This is a genomic window from Cupriavidus sp. GW823-FHT07A04, assembly GCF_058794615.1.
Window position 1 is genome coordinate 22,016 of sequence record NZ_JBXAHA010000029.1, and the last position, 24,518, is coordinate 46,533.

Here is a 24,518-nt window from a genome sequence, read left to right on the forward strand (position 1 = left end):
AATGTCTCGGTCGTTTACGAATGACTGTCGTTGCTTAGTTTTCCCCTACGGCCGCCCTCACCCAATCACCTCCCCCGCCAACTCCGTCTCCAGCCAGGCCCGGAACCGCTCCACCCCGGGCCGCACCACGCTGGACGTCACGATCTGATAGGTCGGCCCGTCAGCCACATGCTTTGGCAGCACCACCTGCAACTGCCCGCTCTTGAGCATCGGCAACACCATCGGCGTACGCCCTATCGCAATGCCCGCCTGTTGCGCGGCGGCATTCAGCACGTGCGCGTACTGCGAGAAGTACAGGCATGCCTGCTTGGACGAGCGCATCAGCCCGAGGCGCTGATACCACTGCGTCCATGACATCCAGTCAAAGCGGGCGCCGGGGTCATGGAACACCAGCAGCGGCGTATCGAGTATCTGCCGGGCGTCGGCAATGCGCGCGGCCACGGCAGGCGCGGCGACCAGCATCAGGCGCTCCTGCAGCAGCGGGCGCGGACCGTCGGGGTCCAGGGGCTGTGTGTTGAGACGGATGGCGAGGTCGATGCCCTCGCGCTCCAGGTTGAGCATGGGCTCGGAAGCATCGATGCGCACGTCGATGCCGGGCTCGGCGGCCTGGAAGCGGGCGAGCTTGGGCACCAGCCAGAGCGACGCGAAGGACGGCGTGGTGGTGACGGCGATGGATATGCGGTCAACGGCGAGCAGGCGGTCGATGGCCGCGCCGAGCTGGCCGATGGACAGGCGCGCCGCCTCGTAAAGCTGGCGGCCTTCCGGGGTCAGGCTCAGGCCTTTGCCGCCGCGCAGGAAGAGCGCGGTGCCGAGCACGTCTTCGAGGCTCTTGACCTGTTTGCTGACGGCGGACTGGGTGATGAAGAGTTCTTCGGCGGCGGCGGTGAAGCTGAGGTGGCGTGCGGCGGATTCGAAGCCGCGCAGGGCTTCAAGCGACATGGCGCGCAGCGCATTGGTGGAGGCTCGGCTCAGGATTGACATGACAGCCAGGCATACCCTTCATGAAAAGGCTTCCGGGCAGCGTTGGCTGTTCCCCGCAAGAATGCAAGCACCGTTGCAGAAATTGGCGGGCTAGCCAGGAGGCGATCGTGAGCACAAGACAAGGCAATTGGATCCTCGGCCCGGATGCGCTGCGGATCCCGCTCGGGTTGGGATCTTACCTGATCTGCGTGGAGGGCATCGTGTGGCTCACGCAGCAGTCGGCCATGCTGGAGGCGGCTTGCCGCGACACGGTACTGGTGAGCGGCGAGCGCTTTTGCGCCAGGCAGGAGGCCATTGTCTTTGTCTCCGGCTTTCGCGGCCACCCGGCGCGCATCGCCGTTCGGACAATCGACTAACCGCACCGGCAAGCCTTGCAAACAATCAGGACAACAAAACAACAAGACAACCAGGACCTACCGAAGATGAACAGCCTATCCGACATGACCAACGCAAACGACTTGGTGTGCTATGAACGATCCGGCCAGCATGCACTGCTGGTGCTGAACCGCCCCGACAAGCTCAATGCCCTGAGCTACGCGCTGATCGACGCGCTGATGGTCCGGCTCGATGCGATTGAGGCAGATCCCGCGGTGCGCTGCGTGATCCTGACCGGCCGCGGCTCGCGGGCCTTCAGCGCGGGGGCCGACATTGCCGGCTTCGCGCCTGACATCGCGGCCTCCCCCGAGCAGGCGCAGCGCCGCTTCCTGCTGCGGGGACAAGCCATGACGCGGCGCATCGAAATGTTTCCGAAGCCGGTCATCGCTGCGGTCAATGGCCTGGCCTTCGGCGGTGGCTGCGAGATCGTGGAGGCTTGCAGCCTGGCCATCGCGGCCGGGCATGCCACCTTTGCCAAGCCTGAGATCAAGCTGGGCTTCCCGCCCACGTTTGGCGGCACACAGCGCCTGCCGCGTCACGTGGGCCGCAAGCGGGCAAACGAAATGATCCTTGCCGGCGAGGCAATCGATGCCGACAGCGCATTGCGGTTCGGCCTGCTCAACGACGTTGTGAGCGCCGCCGACCTGCTGCCCGCCTGCCTGCGGCTGGCCGAACGGATCGCTCGGCATTCCGCGATTGCGGTCACCGCGTCGCTGCGCGCGGTCACGCGCGGCATCAACCTGCCCATCGATGAGGGGCTGGCGGTGGAGGCGATGCAGTTCATGATCGCCGCGGCGTCGCAAGACGCGCGGGAAGGCACCAGCGCTTTCGTGGAGAAGCGCCCGGCCATGTTTCGCGGCGCCTGAGTATCGGGCGAGGCGCCGGGGGGTGCCTGGCGGCTCGCGCCTCACACATGCGGGACTGGCGCTGGCGGCTTGCAAGGCATATATTGACCAGCACAAGCGCGCCCGCACAGGCTAGCCGACCTTTCGCGAAAGGCGGCGGATAGCCGGGACGTCGTGGCGAAGGAGACTGGCGATGCAAGCGGAAATGGCAGGCGCGGCAGTGCCTGGATCCTCAAAGCTGGGCGCGGTCCTGCGGGTTACCAGCGGTAACTTCCTCGAACAGTTCGACTTCTTCCTGTTCGGTTTCTACGCCACCTACATCGCTCACACCTTCTTTCCGGCAAACAGCGAGTTCGCCTCGCTGATGCTGACTTTCGCCGTGTTTGGCGCAGGCTTCCTGATGCGCCCGCTCGGCGCCATCCTGCTGGGTGCCTATATCGACAAGGTGGGACGCCGCAGGGGCCTGATCGTGACGCTGTCGCTCATGGCCTGCGGGACCATCCTGATCGCGCTCGTGCCGGGCTATGCCAGCATCGGCGTGCTGGCGCCGCTGCTGGTGCTGATCGGGCGACTGCTGCAGGGCTTCTCGGCGGGCGCCGAGCTGGGCGGCGTATCGGTCTACCTGGCCGAAATGGCCACACCCGGCCATAAGGGCTTTTATACCGCCTGGCAGTCGGCCAGCCAGCAGATCGCCATCGTGGTCGCGGCCGGGCTTGGCTTTGGGCTGAACCACTGGCTGACGACCGATGAACTGGGCGCATGGGGCTGGCGTATTCCGTTCTTTATCGGCTGCCTGATCGTGCCGTTCCTCTTCGTGTTGCGCCGCTCGCTGCAGGAGACCGAAGAGTTCCGTACGCGCCGGCACCATCCGAGCACGCGCGAAGTATTCGACTCCATGCTGCGCAACTGGCGCACGGTGCTGGCCGGCATGCTGCTGGTGGCAATGACCACGACCACCTTCTACCTGATCACTGTCTATACGCCCACGTTCGGCAAGACGGTGCTCAAGCTCAGCACGGCCGACAGCCTGGCCGTCACGCTCTGCGTAGGCATTTCCAACTTTATCTGGCTGCCCATCGGCGGTGCCCTGTCCGACCGCATTGGCCGCCGCCCTATCCTGCTGACCATTTCGGCCATCGCGCTGGTCACCGCCTATCCCGCGTTGTCGTGGCTGGCGGGCGCGCCGAGCTTCGAGCGCATGCTGATCGTGCTGCTGTGGCTGTCCTTCCTCTTTGGCATGTACAACGGCGCCATGGTGGTGGCCCTGACCGAGGTGATGCCGGTGGAGGTGCGCGTGGCCGGCTTCTCGCTGGCTTACAGCCTTGCCACGGCGGTGTTTGGCGGCTTTACGCCGGCGGTCTCGACCTACCTGATCGAGGTGACCGGCGACAAGGCCGCGCCGGGCTACTGGATGAGTTTTGCCGCGGCATGCGGGCTGCTGGCCACCCTCATCCTTTATCGCAAGGCGCGTCCCGTAGCATCGGCTTTTTGAGCTCCATCATCAACTTATTGCTGTATTTGGCGCCGCCAGCATCACAAAATTACCTGTATTGCCCTACAGATCCGCTTCACGAGTTCGTTAATTCCGGGTACCCAGGTGCGCCGCGCGCGGCCGCCTCCCGTGCGTTCGCGCACTACCTGAAGGAATCAACCCGATGAGCACGATCGATCCGGCGTCCTCCACCGGCGGCCAGTTTGCCGCCACCACGGCCCTGGCCGGCGCAGCCAGCCTTGCCACCGCCAGCCACGCAACGCCCGCCAGCCAGTCGGGCGGCGGCAAGCCGTCCGATGGCATCCATGTCGATCTTTCTTCGGCTGGCCGCACGCTGGCGTCAGGCAAGCCGGCCGGCTCCAGCGGCCGCAACAGTGATATCGACAACAGCAACCTGCCGGATACGGCCAAGGACCTGCTCAAGCGAATCCGTGAATTGCGCGACGAACTGGCGCGCAAGCAGCAGGAACTGCAAGCCGTGGCCTCGGCCCAGAACCTCTCTGCCGACCAGAAGCAGGTCCGCCTGGCAGCGCTGAACCAGGCCATGAGTTCGCTTACCGGTGCCATATCCAGCGCCAGTGGCGCGCTGGCCAAGTCCATGGAAAAGACCTCGCCCGAGCAGCAGATGAGCGCGGCGGCCTTGGCCATGGGCTGATTCCGCCATAGGGTGGCTCCATCGAGGGCCACCCCGCACGTTGGTTTTCACTCCGTCTCCCCGCGCAGCGCCCCTCCCCTAGCTTGTCCCCTAGCTTGTCCCCTGGCTTGCCCCTTCCGCGCCATTTTGTGCGCCGCAACAACGATTCCCGGCAAGCCCCTCTTCCAAAAAGCCAAATTGTCGAACCCGGCACAAGGCGCGACACTCTTTCACAGCCGCGGCAGGCCGGCCATGAATGAGACACCCAAGCACACCCCAAGAGCCCAACGGCAGCCCTATGTCACCGACAAGCACTGACTTCACCCCTCTCGCCGCCCTCGTCGACGCCCAAGCCGCGCTGCGGCCGCGGCATCCGGCCGTGGTGCTGGATGAACGCAGCGTGGATTTCGCCAGCCTCAACCGGCTTGCCGACCGCGTTGCCGCCGCGCTGCAGCGAGACGGTGTGCCGGCGCAAGGCGCCGTCGCCATCTGCGCCGCGACGTCGATCGAATACGTTGCCGCCTTCCTCGGCTGCCTGCGGGCAGGCGTAGCGGTGGCACCACTGTCGCCCTCGCTCAACCCGCAGACGCTGCGCGGCATGGTGCAGGACTCGGGGGCGCGCCGGCTGTTGATCGATGCCAGCACGCGCCAGGCCCTGCACGGGCTGGAGGCCGAGCTCGGCATTCCCTGCATCGCACTGGACGACAGCCACGCGGGCCTTGCCTTTGGCCAGTGGCTGGCCCCCGAAGATGCCCGGCCGGCTCCGGTCAACGTTCAGCCCGACTGGGCTTTCAACCTGATCTATTCATCCGGCACCACCGGCGTGCCCAAGGGCATCATCCAGCCGTTCGGCATGCGCTCGTCGCATGTGCAGCGCGCCACCCAGGGCGGCTATGGCCCGGACACCGTGGCGCTGCTATCCACGCCGCTGTACTCCAACACCACACTGGTCAGCCTGTTCCCCACCTTGTCGCTGGGTGGCACCGTGGTGCTGATGCGCAAGTTCGATGCCGGCCAGTACCTGGCGCTGGCCGCACAATACCGCGTCACCCATACCATGCTGGTGCCGGTGCAATACCAGCGCATCCTGGCCCACCCCGACTTCGCCAGCACCGATCTGTCATCGTTCCGCTATAAGTTCTGCACCAGCGCGCCCTTTGCCGCCGCGCTCAAGGCGCAGGTGCTGGCACGCTGGCCCGGCGCGCTGATCGAGTACTACGGCATGACCGAGGGCGGCGGGCGCTGCGAGCTGCGCGCGCATGAGCACCCGGACAAGCTGCATACGGTCGGGCGCCCCTCGCCGGACACCGATATGCGGCTGCTGGACGATCAAGGCCGCGAGCTCCCCGCCGATGCGCCGCGCGACACCCCAGGCGAGATCGTCGGGCATTCCCCCGCGATGATGTCCGGCTACCACAATCATCCAGCGAAGACCGCCGAGGCCGAGTGGTTCGACGCCACCGGCAAGCGCTTCATCCGCACCGGCGACGTTGGCTACTTCGATGCCGACGGCTTCCTCATCCTGATGGACCGCAAGAAGGACATGGTCATCTCGGGCGGCTTCAACATCTATCCGAGCGACATCGAAGCGGTGCTGCTCGGGCATCCCGACATCGCGGACGCGGCGGTGGTCGGCGTGCCCTCGGAACGCTGGGGCGAGACGCCCGTCGCCTTCGTGGTGCTGCGGCCCGGCGCCATCGCCCAAGCCGCCGCGCTGCTGGACTGGGTGAATGGCCGGCTGGAGAAAATGCAGCGCCTGGCCGCGCTGGAGCTGTCGCAGGAACTACCGCGCAACGCCATCGGCAAGGTGCTCAAGCGCGATCTGCGCGAGCAATACGGGCGCGCACCTTGACACTCGCGGCACCAAACAAGAACACAGGACTTCGGTTATAGCCATAGTTCATAGGCCATAGTTCATAGGCCATAGTCCATAGTCCATAGTCATCACCGCACACCAACTTACCCGGGACAACAACTAGGGAGACCCATGAGCATCAACGGCAAGGCTTATATCGTCGGGGCCTACGAGCACCCGACCCGCAAGGCACCGGACAAATCCGTCGCGCAACTGCACGCCGAATCCGCCAAGGGCGCGCTGGAGGACGCCGGCCTCACCCTGCAGGACGTGGACGGCTACTTTTGCGCGGGTGACGCGCCTGGCCTTGGCGCGCTCAATATGGTCGATTACCTCGGCCTGAAGGTGCGCCACGTCGACTCCACCGATACCGGCGGCTCGGCGTATATCGTCCATGTCTCGCACGCCGCGCAGGCCATCGCCGCCGGCAAGTGCAATGTGGCGCTGATCACGCTGGCAGGCCGCCCACGCTCGGAAGGCTCGAGCGGCACGCAGGCGCGCAACTGGGGCGCGAACCTGCCCGACCAGCCGTTCGAGGCGCCGTTCAGCCCGGTGACCGTGAACCTGTACGCGATGGTGGCGATGCGCCATATGTTCCAGTACGGCACCACCGCCGAACAGCTTGCCTGGATCAAGGTAGCGGCCTCGCACCACGCGCAGCACAATCCCCACGCCATGTTGCGCGATGTGGTGACGGTGGAGGACGTATTGAATTCGCCGATGATCTCGGATCCGCTGCGCAAGCTCGACTGCTGCGTGGTGTCCGATGGCGGCGGCGCGCTGATCGTCGCCCGCCCGGAAATCGCGGCCAAGCTCAAGCGCCCCATGGTGAAGATCCGCGGCGCCGGCGAAGCCGTCAAAGGCCAGCTCGGCGGCATGGTCGACCTGAGCTGGTCGGGCGCCGCCATCTCCGGCCCGATCGCGTTTGAAGAGGCCGGCATCCGCCCGTCCGACATCAAGTACGCCTCGATCTACGACAGCTTCACCATCACCGTGCTGATGCAGCTGGAAGACCTGGGCTTCTGCAAGAAGGGCGAAGGCGGCAAGTTCGTGGCCGACGGCAACCTGATCTCCGGCGTGGGCAAGCTGCCCTTCAACACCGACGGCGGTGGCCTGTGCAACAACCACCCGGCCAACCGCGGCGGCATCACCAAGGTGATCGAAGCGGTGCGCCAGCTGCGCGGCGAAGCCCATCCCGCCGTGCAGGTCAAGAACTGCGACCTGGCCCTGGCCCAAGGCACCGGCGGCTACCTCGGCTCGCGCCACGGCAGCGCCACCGTCATCCTGGAACGGGAGTAATAAGATGAGCACACCTTACACCGCCACTCCCCTCAAAGCACCGCAGGTCGCCCCGGACAACACCGAGTTCTGGGAAGCCGCCCGCGCGGGCCGCCTGCTGGTCAAGCACTGCAAATCCTGCGGCAAGCCCCACTGGTACCCGCGCACGCTGTGCCCGTTCTGCATGGGCGAGACCGAATGGAAGCAGGCCTCGGGACGCGGCACCATCTACTCGTTCAGCGTCACCCGCCGTGCCGGCCCCACGCCCTTCTGCATTGCCTATGTGACGCTGGAAGAAGGCGTGACCATGATGACCAACATCGTGGATTGCGACCTGGATACCGTGCGCATCGGGCAGGAAGTGACGCTGACGTTCACGCCGACGGACGACGGGCCGCCGGTGCCTACCTTCACGCCGCGCTGAGCGGCATCAACGCAAGAAGGCCCGCGGCCAAGCCGCGGCGCCATTCACATGGGGTGTCAGTCCCCATCAGTCCACGCTGGCTCCGGACGACCTGACCGCGCTGCCCCAGGTGCCGATCTGCGCGACGATGAACTTGCCGAAGTCCGCCCGGGTAAGCGTGCCGGCTTCGGCTCCCTCCTGCGCCAGCCGCTTCCTGACCTCGGGCACGACCAGAGTTGCGGCAATCGCCTTGCTCAGCTTGTCCAGCACCGGCGGTGGCGTACCGGCAGGCGCCACCACGCCATGCCACGACACGGCCTGGAAACCCGGCAGTCCCGATTCCGCCATGGTCGGCACCGCGGGCAGCGCCGCACTGCGCGCCGGCGAGGTCACGGCCAGTGCCCGCACCGCACCCGCCTTGATATGCGGCAGCACAGCCGGCACCGTGGTGAACATGAAATCTATCTGGCCGCCAACCAGATCCGTAATGGCTGGCGCGCCGCCCTTGTAGGGCACATGCAGGAATGACAATGCCGCCTCATCCTTGTACATCTCACCCGCCAGATGCCCCGGCGTGCCGGCGCCGGCCGAACCCATATTGGCCCCTCCCGCCTTCGATTTGATGTAGCGGGTCAACTCAGGCAGGTTCCGGACCGGAACGCGCTTGCCCACCACCAGCACGTTCGGCACGGTGGCCAGCAGCGCGACGGGTGCGAAGTCCTTCGCCGCATCGTAGGAAATCTTCCGGTACAGCGTGGGATTGATGCCGTGCGTGCTGGCGGTGGCCAGCAACAAGGTGTAGCCGTCTGGCGCGGCCTGCGCAACCTGCTTGGCGGCAATGGTGCCGTTGGCCCCACCCCGGTTTTCCACCAGCACGGTCTGCCCGAGGGTCTTGCCGATCTCAGCGGCAACGGTGCGGGCAAGAATGTCGGATGTCCCGCCAGCGGGGTGCGGCACAACCAGGGTGATCGGCCTGGCCGGATACTCCTGGGCGCCGGCTGGCAGGGCCAGCATGGCCGCGGCCAGCGCGCAGGCCGCGATGCCAAAGGTGCAGATTCGCTTCATGGATGTCTCCTGTGTATTTCGTGTATTCGAATGGGTATCGGGAGGGGATGGCAGTCGCTACGACAATGCGGGTGGCCGGCGGCGCTGTTGCCTCCTATGCAGGCGGCTCCGGCCCGCTGATCCGGCCGTGGCCGCGGATTTCAGTCCGAGCCAAGCGCCAGGTTGCTGGGCCGGCGTTTTTCGATATTCCATTTGAGCAGCGCCGCGCTGCGGTAGATGCCGTGCGCGAACTTGCCGTAAGGCAACGTCAGGAACAACGCCATCACCACGCCCAGGTGCACCGCCAGCAGCAGCGCCATGGCCTCGGTGTCGCGCCAGGCCAGCAGCGCCAGCCCCGTCAGGCTGGTGAAAAACAGCAGCGCGATAAAGCCGCGGTCCATCGGCTTCTGAGCGGCATCGCCGGTGCGCGGGTCGCGCTTCAGGTTGAGCCAGAGCAGGCCCGCCGGGCCGATCAGCAAGCCGATGCCGCCGGCCGTGCCCAGCAACACCGGCAGGCTGGTGGGCGCATACGGTGCATGCAGGCCCAGCAGGTAGTGGTACAGGGTGGCGACCGCCGTGGCGGCAAAGCACAGCATGAAGCCATAGAACGTGAAATGGTGGAAGCGCCGGCGCCACAGCGTGAACGTGTCGTCCGCGTTGTTGCAGCCCTGGCCGTGGCCGCCGTCCAGATAGCGCAGCCGCAATGCATCGTGCGCGGCGCCGCCGATGGCCGGGCCGCGCGCCTCGCCTTGCAGCTCGCCGGGCGAGACCCTGCGCCAGAAGCGCGTCACGCCCACGCCCAGCGCCAGCACCGCGCAGCCGAACACCAGGCCGAACATCGCCGCCAGCAGGTTGTGCGGGAAGATGGCGTAGAAGTTGCCGGCCAGCGGTGCGTGCAGCAGGCTGCCACGCATGGCAAGCACCATCGCCAGGAACAACGCCAGCCCGGCTGCCAGCGCCAGCGCGGTGGCCAGGCCAGCGCGGCGGTACAGGCTACCGAGCGCGGCGGGCCAGGCGTAGTCGGAATACGTCTGGACCCGCACCTTGGCCATGGCCTGCGGCACGTTGACCGCGAACTCGTGCGGTGGCGCGTACTGGCAGGCGTGATAGCAAGCGCCGCAGTTGTGGCACAGGTTGGACAAGTAGTGGATATCGGCCTTGCCGAACTCCAGCCGGCGCGTCATGGCGGGAAACACCGCGCAAAAACCTTCGCAATAACGGCAGGCATTGCAGATCTGCATGACGCGGCCCACCTCGGCCTCGTCCCTGCTGAGCGGCAGCGCGCCCTGGGCCAGTGCCGCCGCTTCGCGCGTCAGCGCTTCAAGATGTTGCATGCTGCTCTTCCTGGAATGCGTTGTGGTTTGGCCGCCCGAGCGCGGCGGCGGCGGCCTGGGTGCCGGCGATGCGCCCGAAGGCGGTGCCGATGGCCATGCCGACACCTGCCGTATAGCCCTTGCCGAGCACGTTGCCGGCCATCATCTCGCCGGCAACGAACAGGTTGGCGCTGGGCTTGCCGCCGAAGTGCACGGCGGCGTGCTCGTTCACCTTGAGGCCGAGGTAGGTAAAGGTGATGCCGGGGCGCAGGGCGTAGCCGAAGAACGGCGCGGTATCGATCGGCCGCGCCCAGTGGGTCTTGGCCGGGGCGATGCCCTCGGTGTGGCAGTCGTCCAGCACGGTGTGGTCGAATGTGCCGACACGGCACGCCGCGTTGTAAGCCTCGATGGTGCGCATGAAGGTGGCCTCGTCCAGCCCGAGCTGGCGCGCCAGTTCCGGCAGCGTGTTGGCGCGCACCCCCGGAAACACGGGCGGCATGAAGCGGCCCACGGCCTTGGCGTCGATGATCGAATAGCCGATCTGTCCGGGCTGCTGCGCGACCAGCCGCCCCCAGATGGCGTAGCGCTTGGGCCAGAAATCCTCGCCTTCGTCGTAGAAGCGCTCGGCATTGCGGTTGAGCATCACGCCCAGCGAGACGCAGTCCACCCGCGTGCAGATGCCGCCGTCGTACAGCGGCGCGCGCGCGTCGATGGCCACGCAGTGCGATTGGGAAGGGTCGCCGATGGCGTCGGCGCCGGCTTCGATCATGAACTTGAGCAGCACGCCCATGTTGAAGCGCGTGCCGCGAATCAGGAAGTTGTCGGCCGGCCAGTCACCATCGGCGTTCTGGCCCCAGGCCTCGCGCAGCCATGCGCGGTTGGACTCGAAGCCGCCGGCGGCCAGCACGCAGCTGCGCGCCTCGATGCGCTCGCTGCCGATGCGAGCGGCTTTGAAGCGCCCGCCGTCCAGCTCGATGGCGTCCACCGGGGCGTTGTAGCGCACCTTGACGCCAAGGGCTTCGGCGCTGCGGAAGTACGCGTTGACCAGCGCCTTGCCGCCGCCCATGAAGAAGGCATTGGTGCGCGCCACATGCAGCGCGCCTGACAGCGGCGGCTGGAAGTGCACGCCGTGGCTGCGCATCCAGTCGCGGCAGGTCGACGAGGCGCGGATGGCCAGGCGGGCCAGGCGCTCGTCGGTCAGGCCGCCGGTGACCTTAAGCAGGTCTTGCCAGTATTCCTCTTCGGGATAGGCCTCGATCAGGACGTCTTGCGGCGCGTCGTGCATGCAGCGCAGATTGCGGGTGTGCTGGGAGTTGCCGCCGCGCCACTCGCGGGGCGCGGCTTCCAGCAGCAGCACGCTGGCGCCGGCTTCGCGCGCCATCAGGGCCGCGCACAAGGCGGCATTGCCGCCGCCGATGACCAGGACGTCGATCATGGGTGCGCGCCTCCGGCAAGGCTCGGGAGAGCCGGCAGGGGCGGCTCCAGGATTTGAATGATGGACAGCACGATGAGGGTTCCGGTGGGGATGCCCGCACTGTAGCGGCCCGCTAGCGTCCTGCTAAGCCCCCGGATCGCATGGGGGCATCACGAATCGTGATACCCCCCGGGGCACGTGCATCATCCCTCCGGCCCAAGCAGCCGAGCCCCCCGCCAGGCGCCGGAGCGCACCAGTTCGCGGGCGCAGTCGGCCAGTACCACGCGCAAGGCCAGCGCGGCGGGCGATAGTTCGTCGTCGGAGAGGCTGCACAGCACGTTCTGGCGCCGCACCTTGGGGTCCGCGATCTCGGCCAGGTGGAAACGCGCTTGCGCATCGGCATAGCGCCCCACCGCGGCCCAGGGCTGCAGGGTGGCGCCAAACCCGAGGTCCACGGCGTCCATCAGCATGGCCAGCGAATCCACCTCCTGCACCACCTGCGGCACGATCTTCACGCGGGCGAAGGCGGCATCGAGCGTGCTGCGCAGCCCATGCAGGCCGGTGGGCATGATCAGCGGCACGTCCCGCAACTGCGCCATGCGCAGCCGAAGCGGCGCCTCGGCGTCAACCTCGGCCGGCAGCGCGCGGCGCGAGCGGATCAGGAACAGGGTTTCCTCAAGCAGCGGCGTCACGCTCCAGCGGCGCGCTACAACGGTGTCGAACAGCACGGCCAGGTCGAGCTGGCGGGCGTTGAGCATGGCGCCGAGGTGGCCGGACAGGCTCTCCACCATATGCAGGCGCACATCCGGATAGCGCTCACGCATGGCGCGCATCAGCGGCACTCCGATGACCGAAGCCGTGGTGGGCGCCAGCCCCACGCTGACCGTGCCGGACAGCCGCGCATGGTGGGCGGCGCGCTTGGCCTGCTCGGCATGGCGCAGCGCCAATTGAGCCTCGCGGAAGAAGGCCAGCCCGGCCTCGGTGGGCGTCACGCCGCGCGTGGTCCGGCGCAGCAGCCGGGTGGCCAGCTCGCTCTCCAGACGGCTGATCTGCTGGCTCATGGCGGATTGCACCATATCGAGGTCGAGCGCCGCGCGGCTCATGCTGCCAAGCTCCACCACGCGGACGAAATACTGAAGCTGGCGCAGTTCCATCGGGTTCCCCGGCCTGGATTCGTGTCTGGAATCGTGTCTGGATTTGTGTCTGCGACGCTTATACCAGATAGCGAACCGGCTGCGGCCGCCCGGTCAGGCCTCGTCGAAACCGCTGTACCAGTCCACGGTCTGGTCGGCGTACACCAGGCCCTTGGCCGCCAGCGCCTCGCGCATCTGGTACATGTCCAGCCCCAGCACGCCGGAGGCCAGCGTAGTGCGCTTACCCTCCTCCATGGCACCGCGCTCGGCGGCACGGAGCGCGGTCTCGGCAGCGAGCGGGCGCGGCACCACCACCACGCCGTCGTCGTCGGCCACGATCACGTCGCCGGGCCGCACGTGGGCGCCGGCGCAGACCACCGGCACATTGACCGCGCCCACGGTTTCCTTGACCGCGCCCTGCGCCGAAACCGCCCGCGACCAGACCGGGAAGCCCATGGCATTGAGCGTGGCCACATCGCGCACGCCGCCGTCGATCACCAGGCCGCGCGCGCCGCGCGCCTTGAGCGAGGTGGCCAGCAGGTCGCCGAACAAGCCATCGGTGCAGTCGCTGACCAGCGCCACCACCAGGACGTCGCCGGGCTGCACCAGTTCCACCGCGACGTGGATCATCCAGTTGTCACCGGGATGCATCAGCACCGTCACGGCGCTGCCGGCAATGGCGGCGCGGGCCTGGATTGGCCGCATGTATGGCTTCATCAGCCCGGTGCGGCGCTGCGCCTCGTGCACCGTGGCGACACCGGCGGTGCCCAGTGCGTCGATGTCCGCGGCGGCCGCGCGCAGGATGTTGCGATAGGCGATGGTCTTCATGACAGGCTCTGTGCTACCTGCGGGAACACGCGCGCATAGCCTTCTCCGTACTTCACCTTGCGATCGGAGTTGCGCGCGGCCTGCGCGCCGCGCTGCAGCGCCACGCGGGTGTAGTACTCCCACAGGTGCTCCTGCGCCGCCATGGTGGCGAAGGCGCGCTGCTTCTTTTCCCACACCGAGGAGATATCGAGCAGCACGTCGGGCTTCCAGTTGCATTGCTCAGGCTGATGCGGCTCGAACAGGAACACAGGCGGCGCGCCGATCACCGGCACCTCGGGCTTATAGCCATGCGCCTGGGCGATGACCCGCGCTTCCTGCGCGACGTGCGTGGCGAGCGGATGGTCAAAGTTGTAGATGTCCTCGCGCGAGTGGCTCAACACCAGTTCGGGCCGCAGCGCGCGGTAGAGATCGGCCAGGCGTAGCAGCGCTGCGTCGGTCACGCGCATGGGGTAGTCGCCCAGGTCGAAGCACTCCAGCGTCGCGCCCAGGATGTCGGCGGCCTGCTGCGCTTCTTCATGCCGAGCCGCCTTGACGCGCTCGATGGTCATGCCCGGCTGGCGCCACATCTTGGCGGACTCGCCGCGCTCGCCAAAGGACAGGCAGACGATTTTGACGTTGTAGCCGCGCTCGGCGTACAGGGCGATGGCGCCGCCGGCACGCCAGACAAAATCGGCGGCGTGCGCGCTGACCACCAGGATCGAGGGACGCTGCGCGTCCGGCTGGGCTTGGGCTTGGATGTCGGACATGGGGACTCTCTTGGATCTTGTTAGGTCGTATTGGATCGTATTGGGTCGTGTCGGATCGTAGGATCGTCGGATGCGCGTGAGGCCTCAGTCGGCCGTGATGCCCGCCTTGCGGATGACGCCGTTCCAGGTGGCGGTTTCGCCGCGCACGAACTGGCCGAAAGCTTCAGGCGTGCCCGGCAGGATGGTTACGCCCAGTTGCGCGAGCTGTTTGCGCACATCGGGGTCGGCCAGCGCAGCATTGGCGGCGGTATTGAGCTCATGGATCACGGCCGGCGGCGTCTTGGCCGGCGCCACCAGCCCCCACCAGACCGAGGCGGTGAAGCCCGGCAAGCCTTGCTCGCGCGAGGTCGGCACGTCCGGCAGCAGCAGCGTGCGCTGGTCGCTTGCCACCGCGATGGCGCGCAGCGTGCCGGCGCGGATATGGGTGATGACTTCGAGCGGGTTGATCGGCATGAACGAAATGCGCTCGCCTAGCAGGTCGGTGATCGCGGGCGCGCCGCCCTTGTAAGGCACATGCAGCACGTCGATGTGTGCCGCTTCCTTGAACAGCTCGCCGGCGAGATGGCCCGAGCTGCCGTTGCCGGCCGAGGCATAGCTGAACTTGCCCGGCTGGGCCTGCGCCTGGGAAACCAGGCCCTTGAGCGACGTCACGCTGGATTTTGCCGGCACCACCAGCACCAGCGAGGCCTGTCCCACGCGCGCCACCGGCGTGAAATCCCGTGCGGGGTCGAACGGCAGCTTGGCGAACAGCGCCGCATTGGTGGCCAGGCTATTGGACGCCATCATGATGGTGTAGCCGTCCGGCGCGGCCTTGGCCACGGCCTCCATGCCGATATTGGTGCTGGCGCCCGGGCGGTTGTCGACGATGATGGGCTGCTTGAGCAGCACGCTCATCTTTTGCCCGACCGAGCGCGCCACGATGTCCACCGCGCCACCGGCGGCATAAGGCACGACCAGCCGGATGGGCTTGGCCGGGTAGGTCTGGGCGCTGGCGGCCAGCGAGAGCGCGGCGGCCAGGAAGCCGGCAAGGTAGGGGCGGCGCAGCATGGTTGTCTCCTGATGGTGCAATTTGTCGTTCGGCTCAAGGCCGCTTGCGTGCATTCTGGGCAGCTGCCGTGATACTGTCCAATACGTTTTCAAACCCCTTGTTATTTCACTTCGATATAAGCAATGGATTTCCGCCAGCTCCGCTATTTCGTCGCCGTGGCCGAAGCGCTGAGCTTCAGCGAGGCCGCGCGCAAGCTCCATATCAGCCAGCCGCCGCTGAGCACCCAGATCAAGGCGCTGGAGGACGAACTCGGCAGCCCGCTGCTGGACCGGTCCCGCCACCATGTGGCGCTCACGCCGGCGGGAACGCTGTTCCTGGACAAGGCCAGGGCGGCGCTCGCCAACCTGGAGCAGGCCCGCGAGGTGGTCAGGCAGGTTGCCGCCGGCGAGGCGGGCGAGATCCGCGTGGCCTTTACCGCCTCGGTGCCGATGCAGGACGCGTTTCCGCGCGCGGTGCAGCAGTTCCGCGTGGACCACCCGCGCGCCATGCTGGAGCTGGTGCATATGTCCACCGGCCAGCAGTTGCAAGGACTGGAGAAAGGTGAGATCGACATTGGCTTCCTGCGACCGTCGCCCCAGTTCTACCCGCCCGCCAGCGTCACCGTGCACGAAGTGCTGGCCGACCGCCTGGTCGCCGTGCTGCCTGCCTCGCACGCACTGGCAAACCCGGTGGACGACGCCGGGATCGATATCGGCGCGCTGTCCGCACAGCCTTTCCTGCTGTTCCCCCGCGGGCTGGGCTGCGGGCTGTTCGACCACGTCACCACGCTTTGCAACCGGGCGGGTTTTGCCCCGCGCATCGGCCAGGAGGCGCGCGAGGCGACCACCATCATTGGTCTGGTAGCGAGCGGCGCCGGCGTATCGGTGCTGCCGGAGATCTACGCGCGCACCGGCATCCCCGGCGTGACGTATCGGCCACTGGCTGGCCAGGATGCCGCCAGCCGTGTGCTGGTGGCGCATCGCACCGGGGCGCTGTCACCCATCATGCGTCGGTTCCTGGCATTTTTTGAGGTTGGCGGCTGAGGTAAGGCCGGTGCGGAAACTGAGTCCCGTTGCGCAATAGCGGCGTATTCACCACGCCGCGGGGCGCCGCCATGCACTAGTACGGCGAAATGTCTGCACATTGCCGTTTCACCCCTACAGTTCCCCTCCAGCCTTCCGTTAGCCGGGGCATGCTGGCCGACAACAAAATTGTCGGAGGCCTTTTTTAACCACCGCCCCCTACCCAACGCGCATGCTTCTCTCGCTCCGTACACGCATTACGGCGACCTGTGTCGCCATCGTTGTCACCGCCTTGTCGGCATCCACCGGCATCACCTACGTAGTCACGAAGCACAGCGACGAACGCACGCTGCGGCAAAACCTCGCTACCATCACCCAAGGCAACGCGCAAGCCATCACCGAGTGGCTGACCGCGCGGGCCGACATGGTGCAAGCCGTATCCCCGGAGAGCCTTTCCACCGATCCCATGTCCGCGGTCACGCAGCTGGAAAGATCCGGCGGCTTTGTCGTGGCCTATGCGGGCTACCCGGACAAGCATGCGGTGTTTTCCCGCGACCTCGGCATCCCGGCCGACTACGATCCCACGGGCCGCCCGTGGTACCAGGCCGCCGTCAGCGCCGGCAAGCTGGTCATCACGCAGCCGTATGAAGATGTCGCGAGCAAGAAGCTTGTGGTGACACTGGCCCTGCCTGTGCTGGCCAATGGCCAGTTGAAGGCCGTGGTGGCTGCCGATGTGAACCTGGACGCCGTGACCTCCACCGTGAACGGCATCCACCCCACCCCGGCCAGCTTTGCCTTCCTGGCCGACAAGAGCGGGCGCATCGTGGCGCATCCGGACGCCAAGCTCAACCTCAAGCCGGCCACCGATCTGTCCGCCGACCTGACGGCGAACGCCCTGGCCAGCCTGTCGGATCCCGAGCAGCCCCTCGCAGTCAAGATCGCGGGCGCCACCAAGCTGCTGCATGCAGAGCCGGTCAAGAACTCCGACTGGGAAGTGGTGGTTGCCATGGATGAGGACGAAGCCCTGGCCGGCCTGCGCAATGTGCTGCAAGCCATGTTCATGACCCTGGTGGCGGTGGCCTTCCTCGCCGCGGGAGTCGGCTCGGTCATGACTGCCTCTGCGTTCCGGCGGCTGTCCCAGGTGCGCGAGGCGATGGACGAAATCGGCTCCGGACACGGCGACCTGACCAAGCGCCTGCCGGCCGACGGCAACGATGAGGTCACGCAGATCGCCCGCGCGTTCAACCAGTTTGCCGACAAGCTCGCCACGGTGCTGATCGATATCCGGGACAGCAGCGAATCGGTTCGCACGGCAACCGCCGAAATCTCGCAGGGTAATATCGACCTGTCCTCGCGTACCGAGCAAGCCGCGGCCAGCCTGGAGCAGACAGCGGCTGCCATGGACGAGCTCACCGGCACCGTGCAAAACTCGGCCGAGGCCGCCGTGCGCGCCGGCGAGCTGGCGGCCGCGGCCTCCCAGGTCGCCAACCGGGGGGGCGATGCCGTCTCTCGCGTGGTGACCACCATGCAGGAAATCTCGACCGCCTCCGCCAAGATCCACGACATTATCGGGGTCATCGACGGCATCGCCTTCCAGACCAACATCCTGGCGCTCAACGCTGCCGTGGAAGCCGCCCGCGCCGGCGAACAGGGACGCGGATTCGCCGTGGTGGCTGGCGAAGTCCGCACGCTGGCCCAGCGCAGCGCGCAGGCCGCCAAGGAAATCAAAGGACTGATCAGCCAATCGGTGGCCAAGGTGGACTCGGGCGCGGAACTGGTGCGGGACGCCGGCGAGACCATGAACAGCATCGTGGCCAGCGTGAAGCAGGTCGAGCAGGTGCTGCGCGAAATCTCGAATGCCGGCAGCGAGCAAAGCGTGGGCATCACGCAGGTCAACCAGGCCGTGAGCCAGCTCGACGGGGCAACGCAGCAGAATGCGGCGCTGGTCGAGCAAGCCTCGGCGGCCGCCGGTTTCCTGCATGAGCAAGCCAACAAGCTGGCCGATGCGGTAGGCCAGTTCCGCCTGGCCAGGGCGCATGGCGGCGTGATGGGGTCCGGGGCTTGAACCGCTGACGCAGCGGCGAGCCAGGTAAGCAAGGGGGTTCAGCGGCGGCTGAACCTCTTTTTTTTGTCAGGCGGGCGCCACTTGAAGAAATTTCCCAATTGCTGATATGGTTGATGTGGCACAAAATCCACATAGCGTCGCACCCGACGCGGACTGCCAGTAGTGCCGCTAGTGCCGCTAGTGCCGCTAGTGCTTGTAACGCTTGTAATGCTTGAAACACCCGCATCACCCATCTGCAAGGAGAACTCCCCGCATGACTGTATTCCAAGGGACTGGCGCCCTTTTCACCCTCATCGCCATTTTCGGCGTCATCAACCACCGCTTCATCAAGCTGCCCGACACCCTGGGCATCACCGCCGTCGGGCTGGTGACCTGCCTGAGCGTGTCCATCCTCGGCTTCAACCACCCCGAAATGGTCGCGCAGGCCCGCAAGCTCGTGGCCCAGATCGATTTCTCCGACGTGGTCTTCCACGGCCTGCTCAGCCTGCTGCTGTTCGCCGGCGCCCTGCACGTCGACCTCTCACGCATGCGCCGCCAGCGCCGGGCCGTGGTCATGCTGGCCACGGTCGGCGTGGTGATCTCGACCGCCGCGGTCGGGTTCGGCTTCTTCTATGTCGCACAGTGGCTGGGCCACCCGGTCAGCCTGCTGTGGTGCCTGGTGTTCGGCGCGCTGATTTCCCCTACCGACCCGATCGCCGTGCTCAGCGTGCTCAAGAACGCGGGCGCATCGGAAAGCCTGGAAACCAAGATTGCGGGCGAATCGCTGTTCAACGACGGCACCGCGGTGGTGGCATTCCTGACCCTGGTGGGGCTAGCTACCGGCGCCACCGAATTCTCTGCTTCGCACGTGGCGCTCGCGCTGGTGCGCGAAGTGCTGGGCGCCGTGGTGCTGGGCATTGTGGTGGGCTATGTGGCGTCGGTGCTGCTGCGCGGGATCGACAGCTATCCGGTCGAGATACTGATCACGCTGGCGCTCGCCACCGGCGGCTACAGCCTGGCTGAAGCGGTGCACGTGTCCGCGCCGCTGTCGGTGGTCATCATGGGCCTGGTGATCGGCAACCATAGCACCAGCAAGTCGATGTCGGAGAAGACCCGCGAACACTTGTTCAATTTCTGGGGCCTGCTGGACGAGTTGCTCAACCTGGTGCTGTTTGGCCTGATCGGGCTGGAGATCATCGCGCTGTCGCTGCAGCTGCATATCGTCTGGCTGGGGCTGGCGGCGATTCCCGTGGTGCTGATTGCGCGCGGCATCAGCGTGGCCATCCCGCTGCTGGCGCTGCAGAATTTCCGCCGGCTCAATCCGCACTCGGCCACCATCATGACCTGGGGCGGCCTGCGCGGCGGCATCTCGATTGCGCTGGCGCTATCGCTGCCGGAGTTCCCCGGCCGCGAGATGCTGATCGGCGTGACTTACCTGGTAGTGGTGTTCAGCCTGCTGATCCAGGCCACCACGCTGGGCAAGCTGGTCAAGCACCTGAATGGGCTGAGCCCGAAGCCGTAGCGGATACGCCATCCGCAAGCGGGCGGCGGGACTCACCCGCCGCCTGCGCCTGGCTTACAGGCGGCTCTGGTAGATCTTGTCGAACTCGCCGCCATCGGCAAAATGCCGGCTCTGGGCCTGCGCCCAGCTGCCAAACACGTCGCTGACGGAAAACAGCTGGATCGGCCGGAACAGCGCCGCGTGAGTCTTGAGCACCGCGGCCGAGCGCGGCCGGTAGAACTGGCGGGCGATCACGTCCTGGCCGGCATCGGACCACAGGTATTGCAGATAGGCCGTGGCCACCTTGCGCGTGCCGCGCTTGTCCACCACCTTGTCGACCACAGCCACCGGCGCTTCCGCGATGATCGACTGGCTCGGATACACCACCTCGAAGCTGTCTCCCAGCTCCTTGCGGATCTGGTGCACCTCGCTCTCGAAGGTGGCCAGCACATCGCCAAGCTGGCGCTGCGTGAAGCTGGTGGTCGCGCCCCGGCCGCCGGTATCGAGCACCGGCACATTGCGGAACAGGCGGCCCACCGCATCGCGCGCCTGGGCCTCGCTGCCGCCCTTGCGGATAGCCGCGCCCCACGCCGCCAGGTACGTGTAGCGCCCGTTGCCCGAAGTCTTGGGGTTCGGCACGATCACCTGCACGCCAGCGCGGCCCAGGTCCTCCCAGTCCAGGATGCGCTTGGGATTGCCCTTGCGCACCAGGAACACGATGGTGGAGTAGTACGGCGCCGCGTTGTCCGGCAGGCGCTTCTTCCAGTCCTGCGCCACCACGCCCCGCTGCACCAGGATATCGATGTCGGTCTCCTGGTTCATGGTCACAACGTCGGCCTCCAGGCCATCGGCTACCGAACGCGCCTGCTTGCTCGAGCCGCCATGCGACTGGTTGATGACCAGCGTCTCGCCACTCGCCTGCCTCCAGTTAGCGACAAAGCCGGGGTTGATCTCACGGTACAGCTCGCGGGTGACGTCGTAGCCGGCGTTGAGAATGGCGGTGTCGGCCAGCGCGGAGAACGTGGCGCCGAGCAGCAGGCCAGTGGCAAGAATGCGGAGTAGGGATCGGGGTCGGGACATGAATGGACGCTGGTTGGATCGATCGGATTAATGTCTTGCCGAAAAGACAGGCATGACGCTCGTGATCCTCATTGTCCACAGCAGGGGCATCGCAGCGGAACGAAAGATTCCGCATGTCGATAGACGCGAGCCAAACGGAAGGCGGGTCACGATCTCCTCGCCTTCCGCCGCCTCTCACGCCACCTTCGGGAAATCGATCACCGTATCGTTGACGCGGTTGATCATATTGGTGAACAGGATCGCGCTGATGGCCTGGATGCTCTCGACGATCTGCCGATCGGTGTAGCCGGCTTCGCGCACATTGGCGACGACGCCGGCAGGCACCGTGCCGGAAGTCGTGGCCACGGCCAGTGCGAAGCGGACCAGCGCGTCGATCTTGCTGTCTTGCGGGTACTCGCCGGCGCGCAGCTCACGCGTTTGTTCGACGGTATAGCCGGCCATCTTGCCGGTCATGGTGTGCGCGGCCACGCAATAGTCACAACCCGACGCTTCGCTGACGGCAAGGTTGATCGCTTCGAGCTCGCGGGCGCTGAGCGTAGCATTCTTGAGCAGCGCGCCGGTTTGCAGCGCGTGGGCCAGCACCTCGGGGGCATTGCTGCCAATCACCGCGTAAGCGTTGGGCACCTTGCCCACGGCGCCCTTGATGGCGGCGAACAGTTGGGCGGCCTGGCCGGTGGCTTCGGCGGGGTTGATGGTGTGAAGACGGGACATGACGGCACTCCTTTCCGGTTGGTTGATGGACCCGCGCTGTGTTTGTTGCGCTGCTTCCATGGACTGAAGTCTAGGCGCGCCATATGCGATTTACCGCATATAATCGTCGCATTATCTTGCCCTATCGTCTCAACACGCCGTATCCGTCTTGATGCCACCGTTCCCGCCATGGATAGCTTGACCGAACTTGTGCGCATGCTTTCGCCCGCCGGCACCGTCGACCTGCACTGCCATTTCGCCGGCAACTGGCGGGTGGACAACGCGGCGGCGCCCGCCGGCCACCTGCCGTATCACATCATCCTGAAGGGGCAGGCGCGCGCGCTGGTGGCGCAGGAGGCCATCTCGCTCGATACTGGCGACGTGCTGCTGTTCCCGCACGGCAGCGCGCATACGCTGCGCAGCCTGCCCGACGGGACCGAGGGGGCCGAGGGGGCCGAAGGTGCCGCCGGCGCGCACCGCGCCATGCCGGCCCAGACGACGCGCTTCAATGGCTTGCTGACCGAGGTGACGATGCCCGGCGACGCGCATCCGCTGGACATGCTGTGCGGCACGTTCGTGCTGGGCTTGCCGGGCACGGTGCTGTTGCGCAACCTGCCGCCGGTGCTGCGTGTGGCCACCGCGCGGCGCGCCGATTGCGCCTGGCTGCATGCGCTGATCGACATGATGCGCAACGAGGCGCAGGCGCCCGAGCCAGGTGGCGCGGCGGTCATCGGGCAGCTCTCCACCGCGTTGCTGACCCTGCTGTTGCGCGCGCTGATCGCGCAGGGCGGCGTCACGCATAGCCTGCTGGCGCTGATGGCCGATGCGCGGCTGTCCAAGGCGATCGATGCGGTGCTGCGCGCGCCGGCCGAGCCGTGGTCGGTGGCGTCGCTGGCGGCGGTGTGCAATGTGTCGCGCGCCACGTTCGCGCGGCGCTTCGCCCAGCTCAGCGGCGAGACGCCGCTGCAGTTCGTGACCACCTTGCGCATGGAAATGGCCGCCCGCCTGCTGACGCTGGACCGCGGCTCCGCGGCCAGCATCGGCGATGCATTGCGGCTATGCCTCCGAGGCCGCCTTCGGGCGCACCTTCAAAGCGTACTTTGGCGTGGGGCCGGGCATGTTCCGGCGTGCGGCGCGGGAGCGCCGCGCGGCCGCCGCCGCGCAGGCGGCCTCGGCGCGTTAGGCCGCGGCGCGCTGCGCTTCGTAGACCTGCAGGTGGCTATAGGCGATGCGCACCAGCGGCACCGCATGCCCCAGCCGCGCGGCACGCTGCGCCATGTCGCCGACGATGTCGTACGCCTCCAGGCGGGGCGCGCCCTGCGCGATATCGCGCATCATGGAGGCGGCCCAGGCCGAGTTCTCGTCCAGCAGGCGCGCGGCCATGGCTTGGGCCACCGGCTCGGGCAAGGCGTGCCCGGACAAACGCGCCACCGCCGCGCATTCGTCCATGGCCTGCTGCATCAGCGCCCGGCCGTCCACCGTCCTGACGATCTCGCCGACGGTGCCGCGCATCAGGCAGGTCATCAGCGCACCAGCCGAGATCATCACCCACTTGTTCCATAGCGCCTGGTCGATGGCCGGTGACAACTCACGCGTGCCGGGCGTGCTGGCCGCAAGCGCATGGAAGGCGCTGGCCAGGCCCTGTGCCGACTCGGCACGCGCGCCCACGATGAGCCTGTCGACCGCGCCTTGATGCACCACCGCGCCAGCGGCGTCCAGCGTGGTGGCAATGTACGACACGCCGCCAAGCACCCTGTCGCGGCCGTAGCGCGCGTCCAGCGTCTCATACGCGCGCAACCCGTTGACCAGCGGCAGGATCGCCGCGCGCTTGCCCCCGCTGGCAGAAAGCACCGGGCCCAGCGCGGCCATCGCGCTGTCCAGGTCATAGGTCTTGCATGCCAGCAGAACCAGGTCGTAGTCTGCCTTGGCGTGCTCGGCCAGCACCGTCTTCACGGCGGCGCGGATATCGCCAAGCTCGCTGCGCACGGTCAGGCCGTCTCTCGCCAGCGCTTCGGCGCGCCGTGGCCGCACCAGGAACGTGACATCCGCCCCCGCCTGCATCAGGCGAGCGCCATAGTAGCCACCCATGGCGCCAGCGCCCAGGACCAGAATCTTCATGACGTTCCCCGCTTCAATGTCCGACTTGCTTAACCGTGGTTAACTGCGGCCAACAGTGGCTAACAGTGCAAAGCGCCTACGGCAAGTCGCCGGTGAGCACCGCGTCGCCCGCCTCCCCGGCTTGCTCGGCGCCCCCGAGGAAGCCGGCGGCGGATGCCAGGCGCCGGCGCATGCCGTCCGCGGCGGCCGGGCCGGCCACCAGGGCATGCCGCTTGAAACTCAGCCGCTCGCCCGTGCCGGCATCCACCAGCACGGGATCGACTACCTTGCCGGTTTCCTTGTCGCGCAATTCCACGCTGGGGCCTTCCGGCGCGAAGTGCTTGTTGCCCCAGGCCAGCATGGCCAGCAGCACGGGCAGGAAATCCCGCCCGCATTGCGTCAGCACATACTCGTAGCGCGGTGGCTTCTCCGAGTACTGCTGGCGCTCCAGCAGCCCCTCCTCCACCAGCGCGGTGAGGCGGCGCGTGAGCATATTGGGCGCGATGTCCAGGTTCTTCTGGAAGTCGTCGAAACGCCGCGCGCCATAGAACGCCTCGCGCATCAGCAGCATGCTCCACCACTCGCCAACCCGCTCCAGCCCGCGGGCGATGGGGCATTGCATGTTCCTGAAGGTTTTTCTTTGCATGGTTGAGGACTCCGCTTCGGCATCTTGATACTTTCAACATGATAGCTGGATTGAAACGCCGCAATGCCGT

The 24,518-nt window shown here is 66.8% G+C and carries 22 protein-coding genes and 1 pseudogene; 11 read left to right on the forward strand and 12 right to left on the reverse strand.

Annotation, left to right across the window (positions count from 1 at the left end):
* Window positions 1-57 precede the first annotated feature (57 nt).
* Window positions 58-981: a LysR substrate-binding domain-containing protein gene (locus AC1Q7Q_RS36220; RefSeq protein ID WP_492374637.1), complete on the reverse strand. Its 924-nt coding sequence runs from the start codon at window positions 979-981 to the stop codon at window positions 58-60.
* Window positions 982-1,088: 107 nt separating this feature from the next.
* Here AC1Q7Q_RS36220 and AC1Q7Q_RS36225 point away from each other — a divergent pair, with 107 nt between their 5' ends.
* From AC1Q7Q_RS36225 to AC1Q7Q_RS36255, 7 genes are all read left to right on the forward strand, one after another.
* The gene (locus tag AC1Q7Q_RS36225) at window positions 1,089-1,337 is read left to right on the forward strand and encodes a hypothetical protein (protein ID WP_492374636.1); all 249 of its coding nucleotides are present in this window, start codon (window positions 1,089-1,091) and stop codon (window positions 1,335-1,337) included.
* Window positions 1,338-1,403: 66 nt separating this feature from the next.
* Window positions 1,404-2,222 carry a crotonase/enoyl-CoA hydratase family protein gene (locus AC1Q7Q_RS36230; RefSeq protein ID WP_492374635.1) on the forward strand — a complete coding sequence of 273 codons (819 nt, stop codon included), beginning with the start codon at window positions 1,404-1,406 and terminating at the stop codon, window positions 2,220-2,222.
* 172 nt (window positions 2,223-2,394) lie between these two features.
* Window positions 2,395-3,693: an MFS transporter gene (locus AC1Q7Q_RS36235; protein ID WP_492374634.1), complete on the forward strand. Its 1,299-nt coding sequence runs from the start codon at window positions 2,395-2,397 to the stop codon at window positions 3,691-3,693.
* Between the two features lie 163 nt (window positions 3,694-3,856).
* Window positions 3,857-4,348, forward strand: coding sequence for a hypothetical protein (locus tag AC1Q7Q_RS36240; protein WP_492374633.1), 492 nt, complete (start codon window positions 3,857-3,859; stop codon window positions 4,346-4,348).
* 277 nt (window positions 4,349-4,625) lie between these two features.
* A complete protein-coding gene (locus tag AC1Q7Q_RS36245) occupies window positions 4,626-6,179 on the forward strand; it encodes a class I adenylate-forming enzyme family protein (protein WP_492374632.1) in 1,554 nt (517 codons plus the stop codon).
* Window positions 6,180-6,314: 135 nt separating this feature from the next.
* On the forward strand, window positions 6,315-7,481 hold the full coding sequence (locus tag AC1Q7Q_RS36250) for a thiolase family protein (protein WP_150988223.1): 1,167 nt from the start codon (window positions 6,315-6,317) through the stop codon (window positions 7,479-7,481).
* A gap of 4 nt (window positions 7,482-7,485) precedes the next feature.
* Window positions 7,486-7,884: a Zn-ribbon domain-containing OB-fold protein gene (locus AC1Q7Q_RS36255; RefSeq protein ID WP_492374631.1), complete on the forward strand. Its 399-nt coding sequence runs from the start codon at window positions 7,486-7,488 to the stop codon at window positions 7,882-7,884.
* A 66-nt stretch (window positions 7,885-7,950) separates the two neighbouring features.
* Here the strand turns inward: AC1Q7Q_RS36255 and AC1Q7Q_RS36260 are convergent, their stop codons facing one another.
* From AC1Q7Q_RS36260 to AC1Q7Q_RS36290, 7 genes are all read right to left on the reverse strand, one after another.
* Window positions 7,951-8,928, reverse strand: a complete 978-nt coding sequence (locus AC1Q7Q_RS36260; RefSeq protein ID WP_492374630.1) for a Bug family tripartite tricarboxylate transporter substrate binding protein — start codon at window positions 8,926-8,928, stop codon at window positions 7,951-7,953.
* Between the two features lie 140 nt (window positions 8,929-9,068).
* Window positions 9,069-10,241 (reverse strand): tricarballylate utilization 4Fe-4S protein TcuB, encoded by a 1,173-nt coding sequence (gene tcuB / locus AC1Q7Q_RS36265; RefSeq protein ID WP_492374629.1) that lies wholly within the window; start codon window positions 10,239-10,241, stop codon window positions 9,069-9,071.
* Window positions 10,228-11,655 (reverse strand): FAD-dependent tricarballylate dehydrogenase TcuA, encoded by a 1,428-nt coding sequence (tcuA, locus tag AC1Q7Q_RS36270; RefSeq protein ID WP_492374628.1) that lies wholly within the window; start codon window positions 11,653-11,655, stop codon window positions 10,228-10,230. The genes tcuB and tcuA overlap by 14 nt, the downstream gene beginning before the upstream one ends.
* A gap of 182 nt (window positions 11,656-11,837) precedes the next feature.
* The gene (locus AC1Q7Q_RS36275) at window positions 11,838-12,788 is read right to left on the reverse strand and encodes a LysR family transcriptional regulator (RefSeq protein WP_492374627.1); all 951 of its coding nucleotides are present in this window, start codon (window positions 12,786-12,788) and stop codon (window positions 11,838-11,840) included.
* A gap of 93 nt (window positions 12,789-12,881) precedes the next feature.
* On the reverse strand, window positions 12,882-13,595 hold the full coding sequence (locus tag AC1Q7Q_RS36280) for a 4-carboxy-4-hydroxy-2-oxoadipate aldolase/oxaloacetate decarboxylase (protein WP_492374626.1): 714 nt from the start codon (window positions 13,593-13,595) through the stop codon (window positions 12,882-12,884).
* Window positions 13,592-14,341: a PIG-L deacetylase family protein gene (locus AC1Q7Q_RS36285; RefSeq protein WP_150988240.1), complete on the reverse strand. Its 750-nt coding sequence runs from the start codon at window positions 14,339-14,341 to the stop codon at window positions 13,592-13,594. The genes AC1Q7Q_RS36280 and AC1Q7Q_RS36285 overlap by 4 nt, the downstream gene beginning before the upstream one ends.
* A gap of 84 nt (window positions 14,342-14,425) precedes the next feature.
* A complete protein-coding gene (locus tag AC1Q7Q_RS36290) occupies window positions 14,426-15,388 on the reverse strand; it encodes a tripartite tricarboxylate transporter substrate binding protein (protein WP_492374625.1) in 963 nt (320 codons plus the stop codon).
* A 123-nt stretch (window positions 15,389-15,511) separates the two neighbouring features.
* Here AC1Q7Q_RS36290 and AC1Q7Q_RS36295 point away from each other — a divergent pair, with 123 nt between their 5' ends.
* From AC1Q7Q_RS36295 to AC1Q7Q_RS36305, 3 genes are all read left to right on the forward strand, one after another.
* A complete protein-coding gene (locus AC1Q7Q_RS36295) occupies window positions 15,512-16,411 on the forward strand; it encodes a LysR family transcriptional regulator (RefSeq protein WP_492374624.1) in 900 nt (299 codons plus the stop codon).
* A 211-nt stretch (window positions 16,412-16,622) separates the two neighbouring features.
* Window positions 16,623-18,455 (forward strand): methyl-accepting chemotaxis protein, encoded by a 1,833-nt coding sequence (locus AC1Q7Q_RS36300; protein ID WP_492374623.1) that lies wholly within the window; start codon window positions 16,623-16,625, stop codon window positions 18,453-18,455.
* A 253-nt stretch (window positions 18,456-18,708) separates the two neighbouring features.
* Window positions 18,709-19,956, forward strand: a complete 1,248-nt coding sequence (locus AC1Q7Q_RS36305; RefSeq protein ID WP_183031132.1) for a cation:proton antiporter — start codon at window positions 18,709-18,711, stop codon at window positions 19,954-19,956.
* Between the two features lie 54 nt (window positions 19,957-20,010).
* On the opposite strand, the gene AC1Q7Q_RS36310 is transcribed toward AC1Q7Q_RS36305, so the two are convergent.
* Window positions 20,011-21,015, reverse strand: coding sequence for a sulfate ABC transporter substrate-binding protein (locus AC1Q7Q_RS36310; RefSeq protein ID WP_492374622.1), 1,005 nt, complete (start codon window positions 21,013-21,015; stop codon window positions 20,011-20,013).
* Window positions 21,016-21,189: 174 nt separating this feature from the next.
* Window positions 21,190-21,726, reverse strand: coding sequence for a carboxymuconolactone decarboxylase family protein (locus tag AC1Q7Q_RS36315; RefSeq protein WP_492374621.1), 537 nt, complete (start codon window positions 21,724-21,726; stop codon window positions 21,190-21,192).
* A gap of 195 nt (window positions 21,727-21,921) precedes the next feature.
* Here AC1Q7Q_RS36315 and AC1Q7Q_RS36320 point away from each other — a divergent pair.
* Window positions 21,922-22,428: pseudogene (locus AC1Q7Q_RS36320) on the forward strand (cupin domain-containing protein); the annotation flags it as partial.
* A gap of 456 nt (window positions 22,429-22,884) precedes the next feature.
* Here the strand turns inward: AC1Q7Q_RS36320 and AC1Q7Q_RS36325 are convergent.
* Both AC1Q7Q_RS36325 and AC1Q7Q_RS36330 read right to left on the reverse strand, forming a co-directional pair.
* Entirely contained in the window at window positions 22,885-23,823 is a 939-nt protein-coding gene (locus AC1Q7Q_RS36325; RefSeq protein ID WP_492374620.1) for a 2-dehydropantoate 2-reductase, read from the reverse strand.
* A gap of 76 nt (window positions 23,824-23,899) precedes the next feature.
* The gene (locus tag AC1Q7Q_RS36330) at window positions 23,900-24,448 is read right to left on the reverse strand and encodes a winged helix-turn-helix transcriptional regulator (protein ID WP_492374619.1); all 549 of its coding nucleotides are present in this window, start codon (window positions 24,446-24,448) and stop codon (window positions 23,900-23,902) included.
* Window positions 24,449-24,518: the final 70 nt, after the last annotated feature.